Origin of the sequence: Burkholderia sp. D-99 (genome assembly GCF_011605345.1) — a bacterium.
Taxonomy (GTDB): Bacteria; Pseudomonadota; Gammaproteobacteria; order Burkholderiales; family Burkholderiaceae; genus Burkholderia.
The window spans coordinates 266,533-283,408 of the sequence record NZ_JAAOXM010000009.1; the positions used below are offsets into that span (position 1 = coordinate 266,533).

14 protein-coding genes are annotated in these 16,876 nt (G+C 67.9%); 3 read left to right on the top strand and 11 right to left on the bottom strand.

Features of this window, described 5'->3' with window-relative positions; genetic code table 11:
- Positions 1 to 152 precede the first annotated feature (152 nt).
- Positions 153 to 1,070, top strand: a complete 918-nt coding sequence (locus HAV18_RS28245; RefSeq protein WP_166962756.1) for a LysR family transcriptional regulator — start codon at positions 153 to 155, stop codon at positions 1,068 to 1,070.
- Between the two features lie 68 nt (positions 1,071 to 1,138).
- On the opposite strand, the gene bioB is transcribed toward HAV18_RS28245, so the two are convergent.
- The 9 genes from bioB to aceK all read right to left on the bottom strand — a co-directional run bounded on the left by bioB (position 1,139) and on the right by aceK (position 11,297).
- A complete protein-coding gene (bioB, locus tag HAV18_RS28250) occupies positions 1,139 to 2,158 on the bottom strand; it encodes a biotin synthase BioB (RefSeq protein ID WP_166962758.1) in 1,020 nt (339 codons plus the stop codon).
- Positions 2,159 to 2,213: 55 nt separating this feature from the next.
- Positions 2,214 to 2,933, bottom strand: a complete 720-nt coding sequence (gene bioD, locus HAV18_RS28255; protein ID WP_166962759.1) for a dethiobiotin synthase — start codon at positions 2,931 to 2,933, stop codon at positions 2,214 to 2,216.
- Positions 2,930 to 4,156 (bottom strand): 8-amino-7-oxononanoate synthase, encoded by a 1,227-nt coding sequence (gene bioF / locus HAV18_RS28260; RefSeq protein WP_166962761.1) that lies wholly within the window; start codon positions 4,154 to 4,156, stop codon positions 2,930 to 2,932. Before bioF ends, bioD begins: the two co-directional genes overlap by 4 nt.
- On the bottom strand, positions 4,153 to 5,499 hold the full coding sequence (bioA, locus tag HAV18_RS28265; protein ID WP_166962763.1) for an adenosylmethionine--8-amino-7-oxononanoate transaminase: 1,347 nt from the start codon (positions 5,497 to 5,499) through the stop codon (positions 4,153 to 4,155). The genes bioF and bioA overlap by 4 nt, the downstream gene beginning before the upstream one ends.
- Positions 5,500 to 6,011: 512 nt before the next feature.
- A complete protein-coding gene (locus HAV18_RS28270; RefSeq protein WP_166962765.1) occupies positions 6,012 to 7,283 on the bottom strand; it encodes a dienelactone hydrolase family protein in 1,272 nt (423 codons plus the stop codon).
- Positions 7,284 to 7,389: 106 nt separating this feature from the next.
- Positions 7,390 to 7,827: a YchJ family protein gene (locus HAV18_RS28275; protein ID WP_166962767.1), complete on the bottom strand. Its 438-nt coding sequence runs from the start codon at positions 7,825 to 7,827 to the stop codon at positions 7,390 to 7,392.
- Positions 7,828 to 7,864: 37 nt separating this feature from the next.
- The gene (locus HAV18_RS28280) at positions 7,865 to 8,494 is read right to left on the bottom strand and encodes an SDR family oxidoreductase (protein ID WP_166962769.1); all 630 of its coding nucleotides are present in this window, start codon (positions 8,492 to 8,494) and stop codon (positions 7,865 to 7,867) included.
- A gap of 161 nt (positions 8,495 to 8,655) precedes the next feature.
- On the bottom strand, positions 8,656 to 9,423 hold the full coding sequence (gene can, locus HAV18_RS28285; protein WP_166962771.1) for a carbonate dehydratase: 768 nt from the start codon (positions 9,421 to 9,423) through the stop codon (positions 8,656 to 8,658).
- Between the two features lie 56 nt (positions 9,424 to 9,479).
- Positions 9,480 to 11,297, bottom strand: a complete 1,818-nt coding sequence (aceK, locus tag HAV18_RS28290) for a bifunctional isocitrate dehydrogenase kinase/phosphatase (RefSeq protein ID WP_166962773.1) — start codon at positions 11,295 to 11,297, stop codon at positions 9,480 to 9,482.
- 304 nt (positions 11,298 to 11,601) lie between these two features.
- Between aceK and HAV18_RS28295 the strand changes: the two genes are divergently transcribed.
- A complete protein-coding gene (locus HAV18_RS28295; protein WP_166962775.1) occupies positions 11,602 to 12,681 on the top strand; it encodes an MBL fold metallo-hydrolase in 1,080 nt (359 codons plus the stop codon).
- Between the two features lie 16 nt (positions 12,682 to 12,697).
- Here the strand turns inward: HAV18_RS28295 and HAV18_RS28300 are convergent, their stop codons facing one another.
- Both HAV18_RS28300 and HAV18_RS28305 read right to left on the bottom strand, forming a co-directional pair.
- Complete coding sequence (locus HAV18_RS28300; RefSeq protein ID WP_166962777.1) at positions 12,698 to 14,344, bottom strand: ABC-F family ATP-binding cassette domain-containing protein; 1,647 nt, start codon at positions 14,342 to 14,344, stop codon at positions 12,698 to 12,700.
- 299 nt (positions 14,345 to 14,643) lie between these two features.
- Positions 14,644 to 16,032: a tetratricopeptide repeat protein gene (locus HAV18_RS28305; protein ID WP_166962779.1), complete on the bottom strand. Its 1,389-nt coding sequence runs from the start codon at positions 16,030 to 16,032 to the stop codon at positions 14,644 to 14,646.
- A gap of 295 nt (positions 16,033 to 16,327) precedes the next feature.
- Between HAV18_RS28305 and HAV18_RS28310 the strand changes: the two genes are divergently transcribed.
- A complete protein-coding gene (locus tag HAV18_RS28310; RefSeq protein ID WP_166962781.1) occupies positions 16,328 to 16,597 on the top strand; it encodes a hypothetical protein in 270 nt (89 codons plus the stop codon).
- The last annotated feature ends 279 nt before the right edge of the window (positions 16,598 to 16,876 follow it).

The following is a 16,876-nucleotide window of genomic DNA, read 5'->3' on the forward strand; positions in this document are numbered from 1 at the left end:
TATATGCAGGCATATCGATTTTTTCGATATCCCGGAAAGCGACCGCCAAGGGCCGCCGGAGCAGCGGTGGCAGGGTTTTCACGCAGCCCGGTTGATGGGCGCCGCATGGTTGATATGATGTTTATCGCATGCCCATCAGTTTTCCCTCGACCATGGCCCTGACCCTCAGACAGCTCAAGTACTTCGTCGCGACCGCCGAGCTCGGCCAGATCTCGCAGGCCGCGATCCAGCTCACTATTTCGCAGTCGGCCGTAACGAGCGCGATCAAGGAGCTGGAGGACAGCCTCGGCACGCAGCTCTTTCTGCGCACGCCGTCGGGTGTGACGCTCACCGACACGGGGCGGCGCTTCCTGAATCACGCGTACACGATCCTGTCGTCGGTCGACGAGGCGATGCGGATCCCGAACCTCGAAAGCACGCTGACCGGCACGCTCGCGATCGCCGCGAGCTACACGGTGCTCGGCTATTTCCTGCCGCATCACGTGCTGCGGTTGAATACGCTCTATCCGCGCCTGACGATCCACCTGCATGAACTGAACCGCGAGTCGATCGAGGAAGGGCTGATCGCGGGCCGCTACGACATGGCCGTGCTGCTCACGTCGAACGTGTCGAATCCCGAGCTCGTGCTGGAGCCGGTGATCCATTCGGTGCGCCGGCTGTGGGTCGGCGCGCATCATCCGCTGCTCAGGCGCGAGAGCGTCACGTTCGCGGAGGTCGCACACGAGCCGTTCGTGATGCTGACGGTCGACGAGGCCGGACAGACGGCGCTGCGCTACTGGAACGAGACGCCGTACCGGCCGAACGTGATCCTGCGCACGTCGTCGGTCGAGGCCGTGCGCAGCATGGTCGCGAACGGCAGCGGCGTCGCGATCCTGTCCGACATGGTGTATCGCCCGTGGTCGCTCGAAGGGCGGCGTATCGAGACGATCGTGCTGCGCGACCCGGTACCGCCGATGAGCGTCGGCCTCGCGTGGCGCAAGAACATCGAGCTGAGCCCCGCGATGCACGCGGTGCGCGACTACTTCCGGCACACGTTCATGGAGCCGCGCGCGCTGGGCGGCATGGTCTGAGTGGCGCGCGCGGACGAAAAAAAGCCGGGGCATGCCCCGGCTTTTTCGTTGGCAGGCCGTGCTGCCGCTTACGCGTTCGCCGACATCGCGTCCGCGTCGCTCGAGCGGATACCGAGGCGCTCGAACAGCGCACGATCCTTCTGCGATTGCGGGTTGCTCGTCGTCAGCAGCTGGTCGCCGTAGAACATCGAGTTCGCGCCCGCGAGGAAGCACATTGCCTGCAGGCCGTCGTCGAGCTGCTCGCGGCCGGCCGACAGGCGTACGACGGCCTTCGGCATCGTGATCCGCGCAACCGCGATCGTGCGCACGAATTCGAACGGGTCGAGCGGCGCGGTGCCTTCGAGCGGCGTGCCTTCGATCGCGACGAGGTTGTTGATCGGCACCGAATCCGGATACGGGTTCAGGTTCGCGAGCTGCGAGATCAGGCCGGCGCGCTCGCGGCGCGATTCGCCCATCCCGATGATGCCGCCGCAGCAGACGTTGATGCCCGCGTCACGCACGCGGTCGAGCGTGTCGAGGCGGTCCTGGTAGGTGCGCGTCGAGATCACCTGGCCGTAGAACTCCGGCGACGTGTCGAGGTTGTGGTTGTAGTAATCGAGGCCCGCGCTCGCGAGTTCCTGCGCCTGCTCGTCTTCCAGCATGCCGAGCGTCATGCAGGTTTCGAGGCCGAGTTCCTTCACGCCGCGCACCATCTCGGTCAGCGCCGGCATGTGGCGCTCCTTCGGGTTGCGCCACGCGGCGCCCATGCAGAAGCGGCTCGCGCCGTTCTCCTTCGCCGTGCGCGCAGCATCGAGCACCGCGTCGACGTCCATCAGCTTCTCGGCCTTCAGGCCCGTGTCGTGGTGCGACGACTGCGAGCAGTAGCCGCAATCTTCCTCGCAGCCGCCCGTCTTGATCGACAGCAGCGTCGACAGCTGCACTGCGTTCGCGTCGAAGTGCTCGCGGTGGACCTGCTGCGCGCGGAAGATCAGGTCGTTGAACGGCAGCTCGAACAGCGCGACGACGTCGGCGACGCGCCAGCGTTGCGAGGCCGGAGCGGCCACGGGAATCGCGTCGGGTTGCACGGTGGCGGTCTGGGCTTGGGTCATATCGTTTTCCTGTCCTGGTCGGGGATGGGGGATCGGGGGAGCTGTTTCGGTTGGGTCAATGCTGCGCGGCGCGCAGCGTATCGACGAGCGCGGCGATGTCGAGCATCGCCGCGGCGGATTCGGGGGCAGCCGGGCTCATGTGCGGAATGCGGCCGAGCAGCGGCGCGCCGTGCTCGCGGGCGAGCCAGTCGCGCATCGTCGCGACGTTCTCGTCGGGGAACGACATCGCCGGGTCGACGTGGTTCGCGACCCAGCCGGCGAGCTTGAGGCCGCGCGCGGCAATCGCGTCGGCCGTCAGTAGCGCGTGGTTGATGCAGCCGAGCCGCACGCCGACCACGAGCACGATCGGCACGCCGAGTGCGACCGCGAGATCAGCCAGGTCCTGCGTGTCGTTCATCGGTACGCGAAAACCGCCGGCGCCTTCGACGACGACGATATCCGCGCGCGTCAGCGCTTCGCGATGACACGCGACGATCGTGTCGATATCGAGCGTCACGCCCTCCCGCGCGGCGACGATATGCGGCGCGGCCGGTGCCTTCAGCAGGAACGGCGTGCGCAGCTCCGGCGGCAGCACGACGTTCGCGGCCGCGTCGAGCTGGTCGGCGTCCTCGTTGCGCCACACGCCGTCGCGTTCATACGCGCCGGCCGCGACGGGCTTGAGCGCGGCTGCACGCAGGCCGTGCCGCGCGAAGCCGTGCAGCATCGCGGCCGACACGAAGGTCTTGCCGATTTCGGTGTCGGTGCCCGTGACGAAAAGCGAAAGCGGGGCGGTCATGCAGCGGCCTCCCGCGGGGCCGCGTCAACGGAGGCTGCAGCCCCCTCGCTGGCTTCGATCAGCGCGGCTTCGAGTCGCGCGAGATCGTCGAACGAATGCGCAGCCGACAGCGACACGCGCAGCCGCGACGTGCCGACGGGCACCGTCGGCGGCCGGATCGCGGGCACCCACAGGCCGTGCGCGTCGAGCGCGCGCATTGCCGTGAGCGTCGCGTCGTTGCTGCCGATCACGAGCGGCTGCACGGCCGTGTGCGAATCGACCGGCTGCCAGCGCGTGTTGCGCAGCAGCGCGCGCGTGCGTTCGATCAGCGCGGCGAGATGCGCGCGCCGCGCATCGCCTTCGTCGCCCGCGATCACCTTCAGGCTCGCGGATACTGCGTGCGCGACGGCCGGCGGCGCGGCCGTCGTGAAGATGTAGCTGCGCGCGCGCTGGATCATCCATTCGATCACGGTCTCGTGCGCGATCACGAACGCGCCCGCGACGCCGGCGGCCTTGCCGAGCGTGCCGACGTACACGAGATTCGGCGAACGCAGCGCGGCGGCCGCGAGCGCGCCGCGGCCCTGCGGGCCGAGCACGCCGAAGCCGTGCGCATCGTCGACGACGAGCCACGCGCCATGGCGCTCGGCCAGCGCGACGAGTTCGGCGAGCGGTGCTACGTCGCCATCCATGCTGAACACGGTATCGCTGACGATCAGCTTCGTTTCGGCATCCGATGCTTCGAGCAACGCGGCGAGTGCGGCCGTGTCCGCGTGCGGATAGACCTGTACGTTCGCACGCGACAGCCGCATGCCGTCGATCAGCGACGCATGGTTCAGCGCGTCTGAAAAGATCGTCGCGCCCTTGGCGGTGAGCGCCGTCATCGCGGCGAGGTTCGCCATGTAGCCGGTGCTGAAGTACAGCGCGCGCGGCGCGTCGGAGAAGCCGCCCGCGAAGCCCGCGAGTTCGTCCTCGAGTGTCGCGTGCGCACGCGAATGGCCGCCAAGCAGGTGCGAGCCGCCGCTGCCGGAGCCGTAGCGCTGCGCGCCTTCGGCGAACGCGGCGACGAGCGCCGGATGCGCGGCGAGGCCGAGATAGTCGTTGCTCGCGAAGCCGACGATCTCGCGGCCGTCGACGGTCATGCGCGCATCGCACGCGGTGTCGGCGGTGCGGCGCACGCGGCGCAGCCCTTGAGCGTCGAGATCGGCGAGGCCGCGTTGCAGCGCGTCGAGCAGAGGGTGCGTCATCGTGCGATCTCCGCGAGTGTCACATCGAGCGTGTCGCGCGTGCGTTGCGCGAGCCACGCGATGTCGTCGTCGGTCATCACGTACGGCGGCATCAGGTACACGGTCGTGCCGATCGGGCGCAGCAGCAGCTCGCGTTCCAGCGCGCGTTCGAAGAAGCGTCGCGAGAAGCCGCGCGCCGCGTCGCCGTCGAGCGCGACGTCGAATGCGAACAGCGTGCCGCGTTCGCGCAGGTGGCGTACCTGCGGGTGCGCGTCGAGCGGCGCCAGCGCGGCACGCAGCGTGGCCGACTTGCGGGCATTGGCCGCGAGCACGTCGTCGCGCGCGAAGAGGTCGAGCGTTGCAACCGCGGCGCGGCACGCGAGCGGGTTGCCCGTGTACGAATGCGAGTGCAGGAAGCCGCGCGTCATGTCGTCGTCGTAGAACGCGGCGAACACGTCGTCGCGCGTGAGCACGAGCGACAGCGGCAGGTAGCCGCCGCTGATGCCTTTCGACAGGCACAGGAAATCGGGCCAGACGCCGGCCTGCTCGCACGCGAAGAAGGTGCCGGTGCGGCCGCAGCCGACCGCGATCTCGTCGGCGATCAGGTGCACGCCGAATTCGTCGCACAGCGCGCGCAGCCCGCGCACGTAGGACGGATCGTGCATCGCCATGCCGGCCGCGCACTGCACGAGCGGCTCGACGATCAGCGCGGCGATCCGGTCGCCGCGTTCGACGAACAGGCGCCGCACGTCGGCAAGCGCGCGGCCCGCGACGTCGGCGGCCGTTTCGCCCGGCTGCGCGCCGCGCGCGTCGGGTGACGCGACGACGTGTGCATGGCGGATCAGCGGGTCGTATGCGTCCTTGAACAGCGCGACGTCGGTTACGCCGAGCGCGCCGATCGTCTCGCCGTGATAGCTGTTCGCTACGCAGACGAATTCCTGCTTGTTCGCGCGGCCGCGGTTGCGCCACGCGTGGAAACTCATCTTCAGTGCGATCTCCACGGCCGACGCGCCGTCCGACGCGAAGAACGCGTGGCCGAGCGTGCGCGCGGTGAGCGCATGCAGCCGCTCCGCGAGCTCGATCGCGGGCTCGTGCGTGCAGCCGGCGAGCATCGCGTGCTCGAGCGTGTCGAGCTGGTCCTTCAGCGCCGCGTTGATGTCCGGGTTCGCATGGCCGAACAGGTTGACCCACCACGAGCTGATCGCGTCGAAGTAGCGGCGGCCGTCACGGTCGTACAGCCACACGCCCGCGCCACGCGCGACGGGGATGAGCGGCAGGCGCTCGTGATGCTTCATCTGGGTGCAGGGATGCCAGACCGCGCGCAGGCTGCGCGCGACCCAGTCGTCGGTGGCTGGCGTACTCAAGGCGGCTCCGGGGGATAAAACGGCCGCGCGGCATCGACGGGATGCCGCGCGGCGGGACACGAAACGCGCTGAGATTAGCGTGTTCCGCGACCCGTTGCACTACCGGTTACAAACGCCGCAAAGCCTTGTCGGACGGGAGTTCGACGCAGATCGGGGCGGCTCGGGACGGTACGGTTCAGAAGTCCGGAAATGACCGCAGATGACGACGTTCGAGTGAGCCCCCCCAACTGAAAAAAATCGTGGGTCGGGCGGTGCGACTGCGCAAAAAAATCGGGGAGCGAAGGGAGAAAGGGCGGCGCGGGACGATGTGGCCCCCGTGCGATCGGAAAGCGTGACCACGAGCAGGCGGCAAAGGGAATCTGGATGGAGCGCGGCGAGCCGGCGCGTTCACACCGGCATGCGTCGCGTGCCACGTGTGCGACATCCGCTACGAACGCTGCGCGCAGCGCGTCCGCGACGGGATGGGAAAGGGGGGAGGAAAAACGAAAAACGGCGGCGAAGGCCGCCGCTCGTCAGCGCGAAGCCAGGGCAGGCGTACCGGTGTCGCGTGCGTTGCTGTCGTCGTTGTCGGCCGTCTGCGTCGTGTTCCACACGACCCGGTCGTTGACCGCATACAGCCGGCACGCGCCCGCGCCTTGCTTCGCGCAGTTGTCGAGCGCGAGCGCCATCGGGTCGTCGCCGCCTTCGGCCCACGACCACGCGCCCTCCGACGACACCGCGAACGCGCGGCTCGGATGCTGGTTCAGGAAGCGGCGATAGCCTTCACGGCCGGCTTCGTCGACATACGGCACCGCGTTGACCGAGTCGATCGACGCATAGCCGCTCGCCTTCGGCTCGTGCGGATTAGCGACCGCGTAACGCACCGAGGTCGGCAGGTTCAGCTGCGCGAGGAATGCGTTGACGGCCGGCCACCACACGGGCACGCCGTCGCGGTCGACGATCAGCCGGTGCGCGTCGTCCTTGTAGCGGCCGAAATCGATGAACTGGGCCTGCGTGCCGTGCGAGACGTACGCGTCGTGCATCTGCGCGACGAGCCCCGGCGTCCACACCGAATCGTTGTCGCCGTACAGCCACAGCGACCGCACGGCCGTGTGCGCGCCGTACTGGTCGAACGCGTCGACGAGGTTTTTCTGCCAGCCGTCGCAGAGGTCCTGGCGCAGCCCGCCGGAGAAGTTGATGATGCCGCGCACGCCCGGTGCGGCTTCGGTGCCGTACGCGACCGATACGAGGCCGCCGTGCGACGTGCCGGCGACGACGATGCGCGACGCATCGACATACGGCTGGCGCGACATGTAGCGCACCGTCGCGTCGACGTCGGCCGCCTGCGCGAGGCCGTTCTTGCCGACGTTGCAGCCTTCCTGCTGGTACGTGCCGTCCGAGCCCGCGAAGCCCTGGCGGTTCGGCGCGATCACCGCATAGCCGCGGCGCACGAATTCGCGCGCGAACGCGAGCGGCCGGCTGCGCGGCTGCAGATGGAGATCGCCGGTGTTCTTGCCGTGGTTGAAGACGACGAGGGGGAACGGGCCGGGGCCGTTCGGCTTGAAGAGCGTTGCCTCGAGCGTGACGGAGCCCGCTGCGTCGGCGGGAATGCGGAGGATCTGTTCGTTGAGGTCGGCGGCGACCTGCGGCAGGTTCGAATCGCCGTAGTCGAAGCGTTCGGCGTGGGCGAGCGACCCGCTGACGCCGGCACCCGTCCCCGAATTTGCGTTCGGCAGCGTACCGGCCTGAGCGGCCGACAGCGCGCATGCCGCCATCCATCCCACCAATACCTTGCTGAACGCCATTCGTAAGCCCTGCCATGCAACATGACCAATTCGAGGTCATCGTAGCCCGACAAATTCGGGTTGTGCAATGCGGGAATTACCCGGCGTCTGACACAGCAACTATTTGTCAACGTTCACTTACTTCGCCGTCGACGTAGCGCCAGAAACCATGCTCGTCACGCTCGAAACGGCTCGTCTCGTGGAGCCGGTAAGCGCGTCCGCCAACCTTGTAGCGGGCCACGAATTCGACCTCCGCGTGCCGTTCGTCGAGCGGCGTATGGCGCTTGACCGTGAGGCCGAGCCAGCGCGGCGCGTCGAGCGCTTCGGGGTCGGTGTCGAGATCGGGCGGGCAGGTGCGCGCGGCCCACGTCGCGCGCAGGTAGTCGGTCGCGCCGAGCACGTACGCGCTGTACCGCGAGCGCATCAACTCGAGTGCGCTCGGCGCGGCTTCGCCGCCGTCGATGAAGCGGCCGCAGCAGGCCGCGTAGCGGGGCGCCGGCGCTTTGCCGGCGGGTGCGGGGGACGCGCCGCCGCACGGGCACGCGTCAGGTCGGTTCAAAATCATGCGAAACAGGAATTAACGACGCCAGGTTGTCGGCTGCCTACCAGCTCAGCTCGATACCGTCGTACTGGAAGAAACGGCCGTTTGCCTGCGACACGTCCGAGCCGGATTCGGCGATCACGCGGCGCATGCCGGTCACGCTGGTTTCCGGATCGATCGCGGCCTGCGCGCCGCCCATGTCGGTGCGCACCCAGCCGGGATGGAGCGAGATGCACGCGGCGTGGCGCGTCTGCAGCGACGCGATGCGCAGCGCGTCGTTCAGCGCGGCCTTGCTCGCGCGGTACAGCCAGCCGGTCGTGCCGGTCGCCTCGGCGATGCTGCCCATCCGGCTCGACACGACGGCCAGCACGCCGCGTGCGTCCTCGACGAGCGGCAGCAGGATCGGCAGCAGCTGCATCGGCCCGCGCACGTTCGTATGCATCACCGCGTCGAAATCCTCGGCGGTGATCGTCTCGACACCTTCGGTGCGCGGCCCGTACACGCCCGACACCAGCACGGCCGCGTCGAGCCGCTCGCCGTCGAGCTTCCAGCCGAGCGCCGCGATCTGCTCGGGCTGCGCGATGTCGAGCGCATGCGCGGTCGCGATGACGTTCCAGCCGTCGCGCCGGTATTGCCGGACGAATTCGCGGCCGAGGCCGCGCGATGCGCCGACGATCATTACGGTTTTCATGTGCGCCGCTCCTTTGCGTTGCGCCGCCGTCGTGGCGGCGTCAGGTCAACCCGATGCCGATGCCGATGCCGATGCCGATGCCGATGCCGATGCCGATGCCGATGCCGATGCCGATTGCGCTTGCGCCGCCGCCGTTGTCGCGGTGGCGGCGCGATGACGCGTTACTGCGCGTCGTCGCACGGCTTCAGCGTGGCGGCGACCGCCTGCGCGACGCCTTCGAGCCGCGCGGCGTCCGCCGCGATCATGTCGTTGTCGGGGGCATGCTGGCCGCGCGCGGTGAGCGCGGCCACGCAGCGCTTGTAGGTTTCGTCGAGCGCTTCGAAGTTCGACACGGCCATCCCGAGGTTGCGCATCCGGCCGTCGTGCACGCCGTACACGAGCCCGTGCACGGTGAGCGACTGGCCGCGTGCCCACGCATCGTTGACGATCGTCGTGCGGCACACGTTGACGACCTGCTCGATCGAATTCAGTTCGATCAGGCGGCGATAGCGCGCTTCGCCCACCGGCCATTCGTCGAGCAGCGCCGCGTGGCGCTCGCGCACGTCCTGCACGTGATGCAGCCAGTTGTCCGCGAGGCCGACACGCCGGTTGTGCAGCGCCGCATTCACGCCCGAGCAGCCGTAGTGGCCGACGACCATGATGTGCTTCACGCGCAGGATGTCGACCGCGAACTGGATCACCGACAGGCAGTTCAGGTCGCTGTGCACGACGACGTTCGCGATGTTGCGGTGGACGAACACTTCGCCTGGCGGCAAGCCGATGATCTGGTTCGCGGGCACGCGCGAATCCGAGCAACCGATCCACAGGTATTCGGGCGCCTGCTGGTCGGCCAGGCGCGTGAAGAACTCGGGATCGTCGGCGAGCTTGCGTTTGACCCACGCGTCGTTGTTGTCGAACAGATGTGAAAGCGGGTTGTCTTGGGTGTTCATCGGTGTGGATTCCGTGTGCGGAAATCAGGTCGATATCGGATTCGGTGTAACCGGCGTCAGGCGGCGCGCTGCGCGTCGCCTTCGCCGTCGTTCTGGTCCGCCGCGCCGAAGCGCGCGGGGTAGCGCACGCTGAAGCGCAGCGCTGCGTCGTAGGGATAAAAATCGGGCAATTCGCCCTGCAGCAGCTTGTCCTTGCTCGCCTGCCACAGCGCGGGATCGAAAAAGTCCGCGTGATGCTTCATGAAGACGTCGCGCACGCGCGGGTCGCCGAGCAGGAACGGCCCGTAGGTCTCCGGAAAGATGTCGTGCGGGCCGACGGTATACCACGGTTCGCCGGACAGCTCGTCTTCCTCGTTGCGCGGCGGCGGCACGCGGCGCACGTTGCAGTCGGTCAGGTACTCGATCTCGTCGTAGTCGTAGAACACGACGCGGCCGTGGCGCGTGACGCCGAAGTTCTTGTACAGCATGTCGCCGGGGAAGATGTTCGCCTTCATCAGCTCCTTCACCGCGTTGCCGTACTCCTTCACGCCGTGCTCGATGTCGGAATCGGTGCCGTTCTGCAGGTACAGGTTGAGCGGCGTCATCCGGCGCTCGATGTACAGGTGCTCGATCACGAGATTGCCGTCCTCGTATTCGAGCAGCGACGGCACTTCCTTCTCCAGCTCGCGCACGAGCGCGTGGTCGAGCCGCGCGATCGGCAGCGCGACGCTCGAATACTCGAGCGTATCGGCCATCCGCCCGAGGCGGTCGTGGCGCTTCACGAGCTGGTACTTCTCCATGATCTGCGCGCGCGTCGTTTCCTTCGGCGGCGGGAAGTGATCCTTGATGATCTTGAACACGTACGGGAACGACGGTAGCGTGAACACAAGCATCACGAGGCCCTTGATCCCGGGCGCGATGATGAAGCGGTCGCTCGAATGCGACAGATGGTGCAGCAGGTCGCGATAGAACAGGTTCTTGCCCTGCTTCTGCAGGCCGACCGACGTGTAGATCTCCGCCTTCGGCTTGCCCGGCATGATCGAGCACAGGAAGTCGACGTACGCGGACGGCACGCCCATGTCGACGAGGAAATACGAATGCGAGAAGCCGAAGATGATCATCAACTGGTCGCGGCGCAGCAGCACGGTGTCGAGCGAGAGCACGCCCGGCCGCACGTGGCGGATCGGCACCGCGAACGGCAGCACGCGGTCGGCGTTGATGATGCGGCCGACGATGTACGCGCTCTTGTTGCGGAAGAACAGCGACGACAGCACGTGGATCTGGAAATTCGGCGCTTCGTCGAAGTGGCCGAATTCGTCGTGGATCGCCTGCATCACGCAGGCGATGTCGCGCGGGAGATCGTCGAACGCCGGCTCGAGCTGGAAGTTCGTGACGATGCGCTCGAGCGTGGCCGCGAGCCCGTCGGTGCCCGGATAGTACGCGCGGTAGGTCGGCTTCGCGGCCGGCTCGTCGTTCTCCAGATACTCGGTCGAGATCGCCGGGCGCACGAAGATGAAATCGTTGCTGAAGTACGAGCGGTGCAGGATCTTGCAGCACACCGAATTGAAGAAGGTCTCCGCGCACTCGGGCTGGCGGTGCGACGTGAGCAGGCCGATGTAGTGCAGCTTGATCTGCTGCCACACTTCGTCGTCGATGTTTTCCGCGTCGTATTCGTCTTCCAGCACCTCGACGCATTCCTTCACGCGATCGTCGTAGGACGTGATCCGCTCGCGCGCGAGCCGCTGCAGCCCATGCCAGTCGCCGTGCTCGTACAGCGTCTTCGCTTCGACGGCTGCCTCGCGGAAGATCCGGTAGTGGCGGTCGAAGTTCTCGAGCATCGTCTGCGCGACGTCGAAACCGATCTGCGAAGACAGCAGTTTGGGGAAGTGATTCATCGCGTGCAGGCTCGTTCGGGAGGGGCTGTAAGCACTCGCCATTTTAGCGCCCAAGCGGGCGGTTCAAGGACTTTGCGGCGATGCGCGGCCGGCAGGCAGGCGGCCGGTTATCCGCCGTTGGATGCCGTTCGGTGCATCTTCGCGTAAAGATACGGGTACAGAACCGATTCTGACACGAACTTTTTTTGACGGGCCGGCGGCCGCCGGGCACGCGTTGGGCGCGACGGCGATAGAATCGACGCAACGCCCGCCACGGCCTGCCGCCGGCGCGCATTCGCACAGATAACGACGAGACACCCCACCGATGAACGCACTGGAACACCAACTCGATTACCCCTTCGCCGACACGCTGCCCGCCGCGGGCGATACGTTCGAGGTCGCGCCCGGCGTGCGCTGGCTGCGCATGCCGCTGCCGTTCTCGCTCGATCACATCAACCTCTGGCTGCTGCGCGACGAGATCGACGGGCAGGCCGGCTGGACGATCGTCGATTGCGGGATCGCGTCGGATGCGATCCGCACGCACTGGGAGCAGATCTTCGATACGCATCTCGACGGCCTGCCCGTCCTGCGGGTGCTCGTCACGCATTGCCACCCCGATCACTTCGGCCTCGCGAACTGGCTGTGCGAAGGCGGCGACAAGGGCCGCTGGAACGTGCGGCTGTGGATGACGCTCGGCGAGTACATGTTCGGCTGCCTGATGGCGGCCGGCAACGGCTCGAACGCGGGCGGTGCGGCGGCAGCCGATCATTTCGCGCGCCACGGGCTGACCGATCCGGCCGCGCTCGACAAGCTGCGCAACCGCCGCAACTACTACTCGGATCTCGTGCCGGCCGTGCCGCCGCGCTACCGTCGCCTGCGCGAAGGCGATGCGGTGACGATCGGCGCGCGCACGTGGCGCGTCGTGACCGGCTTCGGCCATTCGCCTGAACATTGCGCGCTCCACAGCGAAGCGGACGGCGTGCTGATCTCCGGCGACATGGTGCTGCCGCGCATCTCGACGAACGTGTCCGTGTTCGACCTCGAGCCGGAAGCGAACCCGCTTGCGCTGTACCTGCAGTCGCTCGGCCGTTACGAGACGATGCCGCCCGATACGCTGGTGCTGCCGTCGCACGGCAAGCCGTTCCGCGGCGTGCGCACGCGCATCGCGCAACTGCGCGAACACCATGACGCGCGCCTGGCCGAAGTGCGCGTCGCGTGCGCGGAAAAGCCGATGAGCGCGGCCGACATCGTGCCGATCATGTTCCGCCGCCGCGAGCTCGACATCCACCAGATGACGTTCGCGCTCGGCGAGGCGCTCGCGCACCTGAACCTGCTGTGGCTCGCGGGGGAGCTCGTGCGCGAGCAGGGCGACGACGGCGTGCTGCGGTTCCGCACCGCCGGCTGACACAGCTTCGTCCACCTCATGCGACGGGTTCGTAGCACCACCCGTCGCGCTGCCATTGCATCGTGTGCGTCGGGTCGAGCGCCGCGAGAAACGCGGTGTCGTGCGACGCGACCACGATCGCACCAGGGAAGCCGGCCAGTGCGGCCTCGATCGCATGCACCGATTCGAGATCGAGGTGGTTGGTCGGCTCGTCGAGCAGCAGCAGTTGCGCGGGCGTGCCGCGCCACAACGCGCAGGCGAGCGCGGCCTTCAGCCGTTCGCCGCCGCTCAACTGCCGTGCAGGCTGCGTCGCGCGCGCCGCGTCGAGCTGCAGCAGTGCGAGCCGGCTGCGCAGGTCGCCTTCGGCGAGCGGTGTATCGAGCAGCCCCAGTTGCTCGACGATCGAGCGCTCCGGATCGAGCAGCGCAAGCTGCTGGTCGAGATACGCGGCGCTTACGTGCGTCGTGCAGGTGCCCGAGCGCGGCGCGAGCTCGCCCGCGAGTAACCGCAGCAGCGTCGATTTCCCGCAGCCGTTCGGGCCCGTCAGCGCGATGCGCACGGGGCCGCTCGCCGACCACGTGATCGCATCGGCCGCGCCGGCGATGCGCCACGGCAGTTGCGCGCGTTCGAGCGTGAACAACTGGCGGCGTGCGCTGACCTCGGTGCCCGGCAGCGACACCAGCACGGGCGCATCGGTTTCGACGCGCGCGGCCGCCTGCTGCACGCGTTCGTCGAGCGTCGCCTTGAAGTCGCTCTGGTGGCGCCGGACCTGCCCCATGATGTTGCGCGCCGCGCCCTTGCGGCTTTGTTTCGCCCCCGACGACAGGTTGGCCGTCTTCGCGTCGCGCAGCGACGCAGCCGCATGGCGCTGGATCGTGTCGTGTTCCTGTTCGAGCCTGCGCCTGATGCGTCCGCGTTCGGCACGCACGTTGTCGAGCGCCGCTTGCGCGGCATCCTGATCCGCGTCGCGCTGCGCGCGGTAGAGCGCGTAGTTGCCACCATACGAGCGCACGCCTTGTGGCGTCAGCTCGACGATGCGTTGCACGCCGGCGAGCAGCGCACGATCGTGGCTCACGATGACGACACCGCCGCGCCAGCCGTCGAGCGCCGCGCGCAGCCATGCGCGGCCCGGCGCATCGAGATGGTTGGTCGGTTCGTCGAGCACGAGCAGGCCGGCACCGGACAGCAACGCGCCGATCAGCGCGACGCGCGCGAGCTGGCCGCCGCTCAGTGCGTGCGCGGGCGTGTCGGGCCGCACGTCGTGCAGGCCGGCTGCGTCGAGCGTCGTGCGCAGCCGTTCCGCGAGATCCCAGCGATCGCCGATCAGGTCGAAGTCGTGCGGTTCCGCGCGGCCTTCCCCGAGACGCGCGAGCGCGCCGAGCGGCGCATCGAGCGCGGCGACCTGCGAGACGGTTCGCGGGTTTGCCGCCGCGTTGTCGTCGTCATGCTGCTGCGCGACGTAGACGACGGGCGTGTGCCGCTCGATCGTCCCCGCGCTCGGCGCGCAGCGGCCAGCGATCAGTTGCGCGAGTTGGCTCTTGCCGATGCCGTTGCGGCCGACGATGCCGGTCGGCGTGCGGTCGATGGAGAGGTCGAGCGAATCGAACAGCGTGAAGCCGTCGTCGAAGCGGAAGGAAACGTGATGGAGCGCGACGAGCGCGCCGGTGGGCGTGGCTGCAGCCATAAGCACCTCCAAAAATGCGTGAAGACCTTCGCGCGCGGCGTGCGTGGCACGGCGGCGAAAACATTTCGGGAAGGCTTAGTTGTTCACTTTGGCTGGCGTCCGGTATGAGCAATGAGCGCGCAGTGTAGCAAGCGCGGCGAGCGGGCCGCAAGCGACGGCCCGACGCACCGTCGCTCGCGCGCCACGCGCGAGGGTCGCACGACTGCACGGTGACGTGCCGTGCAGTTCTGCGGTAGCGGCGGGCTCGTGCGATGACCGCTCACGCTCGTGCGCATGATGGTGGCCCGGGTCGGGCGGCGTCAGCGTGCGACGCGAGGCGCTCCCGTTGCCCGCCGCGCGAGCAGCGCATGGAACGCCTGCCGGATGCGCTCGACGGCGGCCGTCTTGTACGGGAAGCATTCGTTGTTGCCGTGTACCAGCATGCTCGCATTGACCTCGAACACGACGACCGCGCCGTCACGGTCGAGCCCGCAGTCGATGCCGAAGTAATCCAGCCCGATCGCGTCGCGGATCGCCTGCAAGCCGTTGCGTTGCGCGGCGCCGAACACTTGCCACGGATCGTCGAGGAACGCGCGCTCCTCGTCCTGCATCCACGCGTGGCGCGCCATGTCGGTCGTCGCGTGATGGACCTTCCACTGGCTGTCGATCGCGAGGTGATACGGCAGGATCTCGCCGTCGACATAGACGAAACGGTACTTGCGGAAATAGCCGTCCGCGGACCGGTAGTCGACGTACGGCGTCAGATAGAAATGTTCCGTATCGAACCGGTCGACGAACGACAGCAGTTGCGCCCCGTGTTCCATCCGTTCGAAATCGTCACCTCCGTGCGTGCCGGCCGGTCTCGCAAGCAGCGGAAACGGCAGCAGCGACGGCGACGTGCCCGCCAGCATGGCGCGCAGGCCTGCTTTCCGGTGAAGCGACGTCTGCGGCACGCGGCAGCCCGGCATTTGCGCCAGTTGCCGCGCCACCGCATCGCGGCTCGTCTGTGCGATCACGGCCGGCGTATTCACGACGGGGCGGCCGACACCCGTGACGAGTGCCTGCGCCGGCGCGAGCAGTGCGTGCCCGCGATCGACGTCGGACACCAGGTTGACGACCACGTCCGCATGGAGGCGCAGCCGGTCGATGTCATACGCCATGTCGGGCAACAGCGTGATGATGTTGCTTTCGAAGCGCGCCCGTTCGATCAGGAATTCGAACGGTGTATTGCCGGCACCGGGCGCGAACACGAACAGCGCGCGGAAGTCCGCCGGCGCGACGGTGGCCGGGATCGTGACCAACGGCTTCAGTTTCAATGCGCGGCGGAAGCTCGCGTCGGCTTCGCGAGCGAGCCCCAGCGCCTGCTCGAGATTCGCGACGGTATGCGCGATCGCGGGGTCGTCGGGAGCGTGTTCGAGCGCGCGCCGGAAATGCGCGAGCCCGCGTTGGTGCCGGCCCGCGCAGGTCTCGGCGAGACCGAGCTGGCGACTGACGGCGATGTGGTCGCCGGGGCGTTCCAGCAGCGGCGTCAGCCAGCCGATGGCTTCGTCGAAGCGGTCCTGCCGGATCAGCACCTGCGCGAGTCCGAAGCGTGCGTCCCAGGAGTCGGGCTCGAGCGCGAGCGCATCGCGGTAATGGCGATTGGCCAGGTCGAGGTGGCCCGCCTGTCGGCAAGAGGAGGCAAGTGAAAGCGCGTGATCGACGGACATGGCGGCGGCGCGCCGCACGCGGCCGGATGACGCGACGCTTGCGGTGCTGTTGGACGAGCGCCCGAACGATAACAGCGCGCCGATCCGTTCCGATCCTCCCCTCAATCCGGAAATTTACCGGCGATTACGACGTGCCATCAACGTAATGCGTCGTAACGCGACACGGCCCGATGGTGTCGTTTCCGCCTCTAATCGACCGATTGACCGAGGTGGGCGTGCGGCACGCTGTGGCGACGCTGGCACGCAACGCAACGCATCGCAGCTGGCGTCCGTTCATTCAACCCGAAGGAAAGCCATGTCCATTTCCAGCATCCCGACCGGCGCCGTCACGTCCACGGCCATTCAGGGCAACACCGCCCAGCGTACCGGCAACAGCACGCCCACGTCGTCCCCGGAGAGGACGAAGCACGTGCACGGCCATCACCATGCGGCCGGGAGTGCGTCGTCGAACTCGACCGACGGCACGACGTCGTCGACTGGCAGCACGGCCGCGTCGAACGGCACGCCGTCGACGTATTCGCTCGGCGGCGCTGCGCTCGGTGGCTTGATCGACACCACTGCTTGACGAGATTCCTGCGCCGCGGCGAGCCTTGCGCCGTGCCGAGGCCGAGGCCGAGGCCGAGGCCGAGGCCGTGCGGCGTGCAGAATGCGGCGTGCAGAATGCGGCGTGCAGAATGCGGCGTGCAGAATGCGGCGTGCAGAATGCGGCGTGCAGAATGCGGCGTGCAGAATGCGGCGTGCAGAATGCGGCGTGCAGAATGCGGCGTGCAGAATGCGGCGTGCAGAATGCGGCGTGCAGAATGCGGCGTGCAGAATGCGGCGTGCAGAATGCGGCGTGCAGAAT

Bases quoted from the DNA above. Each gene is read 5' to 3' on its own strand.
- bioF (WP_166962761.1), bottom strand. From the start codon at position 4,156: ATGACGCACCCTCTGCTCGACGCGCTGCAACGCGGCCTCGCCGATCTC.
- bioD (WP_166962759.1), bottom strand. From the start codon at position 2,933: ATGACCGCCCCGCTTTCGCTTTTCGTCACGGGCACCGACACCGAAATC.
- HAV18_RS28245 (WP_166962756.1), top strand. From the start codon at position 153: ATGGCCCTGACCCTCAGACAGCTCAAGTACTTCGTCGCGACCGCCGAG.
- aceK (WP_166962773.1), bottom strand. From the start codon at position 11,297: ATGAATCACTTCCCCAAACTGCTGTCTTCGCAGATCGGTTTCGACGTC.
- HAV18_RS28300 (WP_166962777.1), bottom strand. From the start codon at position 14,344: ATGGCTGCAGCCACGCCCACCGGCGCGCTCGTCGCGCTCCATCACGTT.
- HAV18_RS28295 (WP_166962775.1), top strand. From the start codon at position 11,602: ATGAACGCACTGGAACACCAACTCGATTACCCCTTCGCCGACACGCTG.
- bioB (WP_166962758.1), bottom strand. From the start codon at position 2,158: ATGACCCAAGCCCAGACCGCCACCGTGCAACCCGACGCGATTCCCGTG.
- HAV18_RS28270 (WP_166962765.1), bottom strand. From the start codon at position 7,283: ATGGCGTTCAGCAAGGTATTGGTGGGATGGATGGCGGCATGCGCGCTG.
- HAV18_RS28280 (WP_166962769.1), bottom strand. From the start codon at position 8,494: ATGAAAACCGTAATGATCGTCGGCGCATCGCGCGGCCTCGGCCGCGAA.
- HAV18_RS28305 (WP_166962779.1), bottom strand. From the start codon at position 16,032: ATGTCCGTCGATCACGCGCTTTCACTTGCCTCCTCTTGCCGACAGGCG.
- can (WP_166962771.1), bottom strand. From the start codon at position 9,423: ATGAACACCCAAGACAACCCGCTTTCACATCTGTTCGACAACAACGAC.
- HAV18_RS28310 (WP_166962781.1), top strand. From the start codon at position 16,328: ATGTCCATTTCCAGCATCCCGACCGGCGCCGTCACGTCCACGGCCATT.
- HAV18_RS28275 (WP_166962767.1), bottom strand. From the start codon at position 7,827: ATGATTTTGAACCGACCTGACGCGTGCCCGTGCGGCGGCGCGTCCCCC.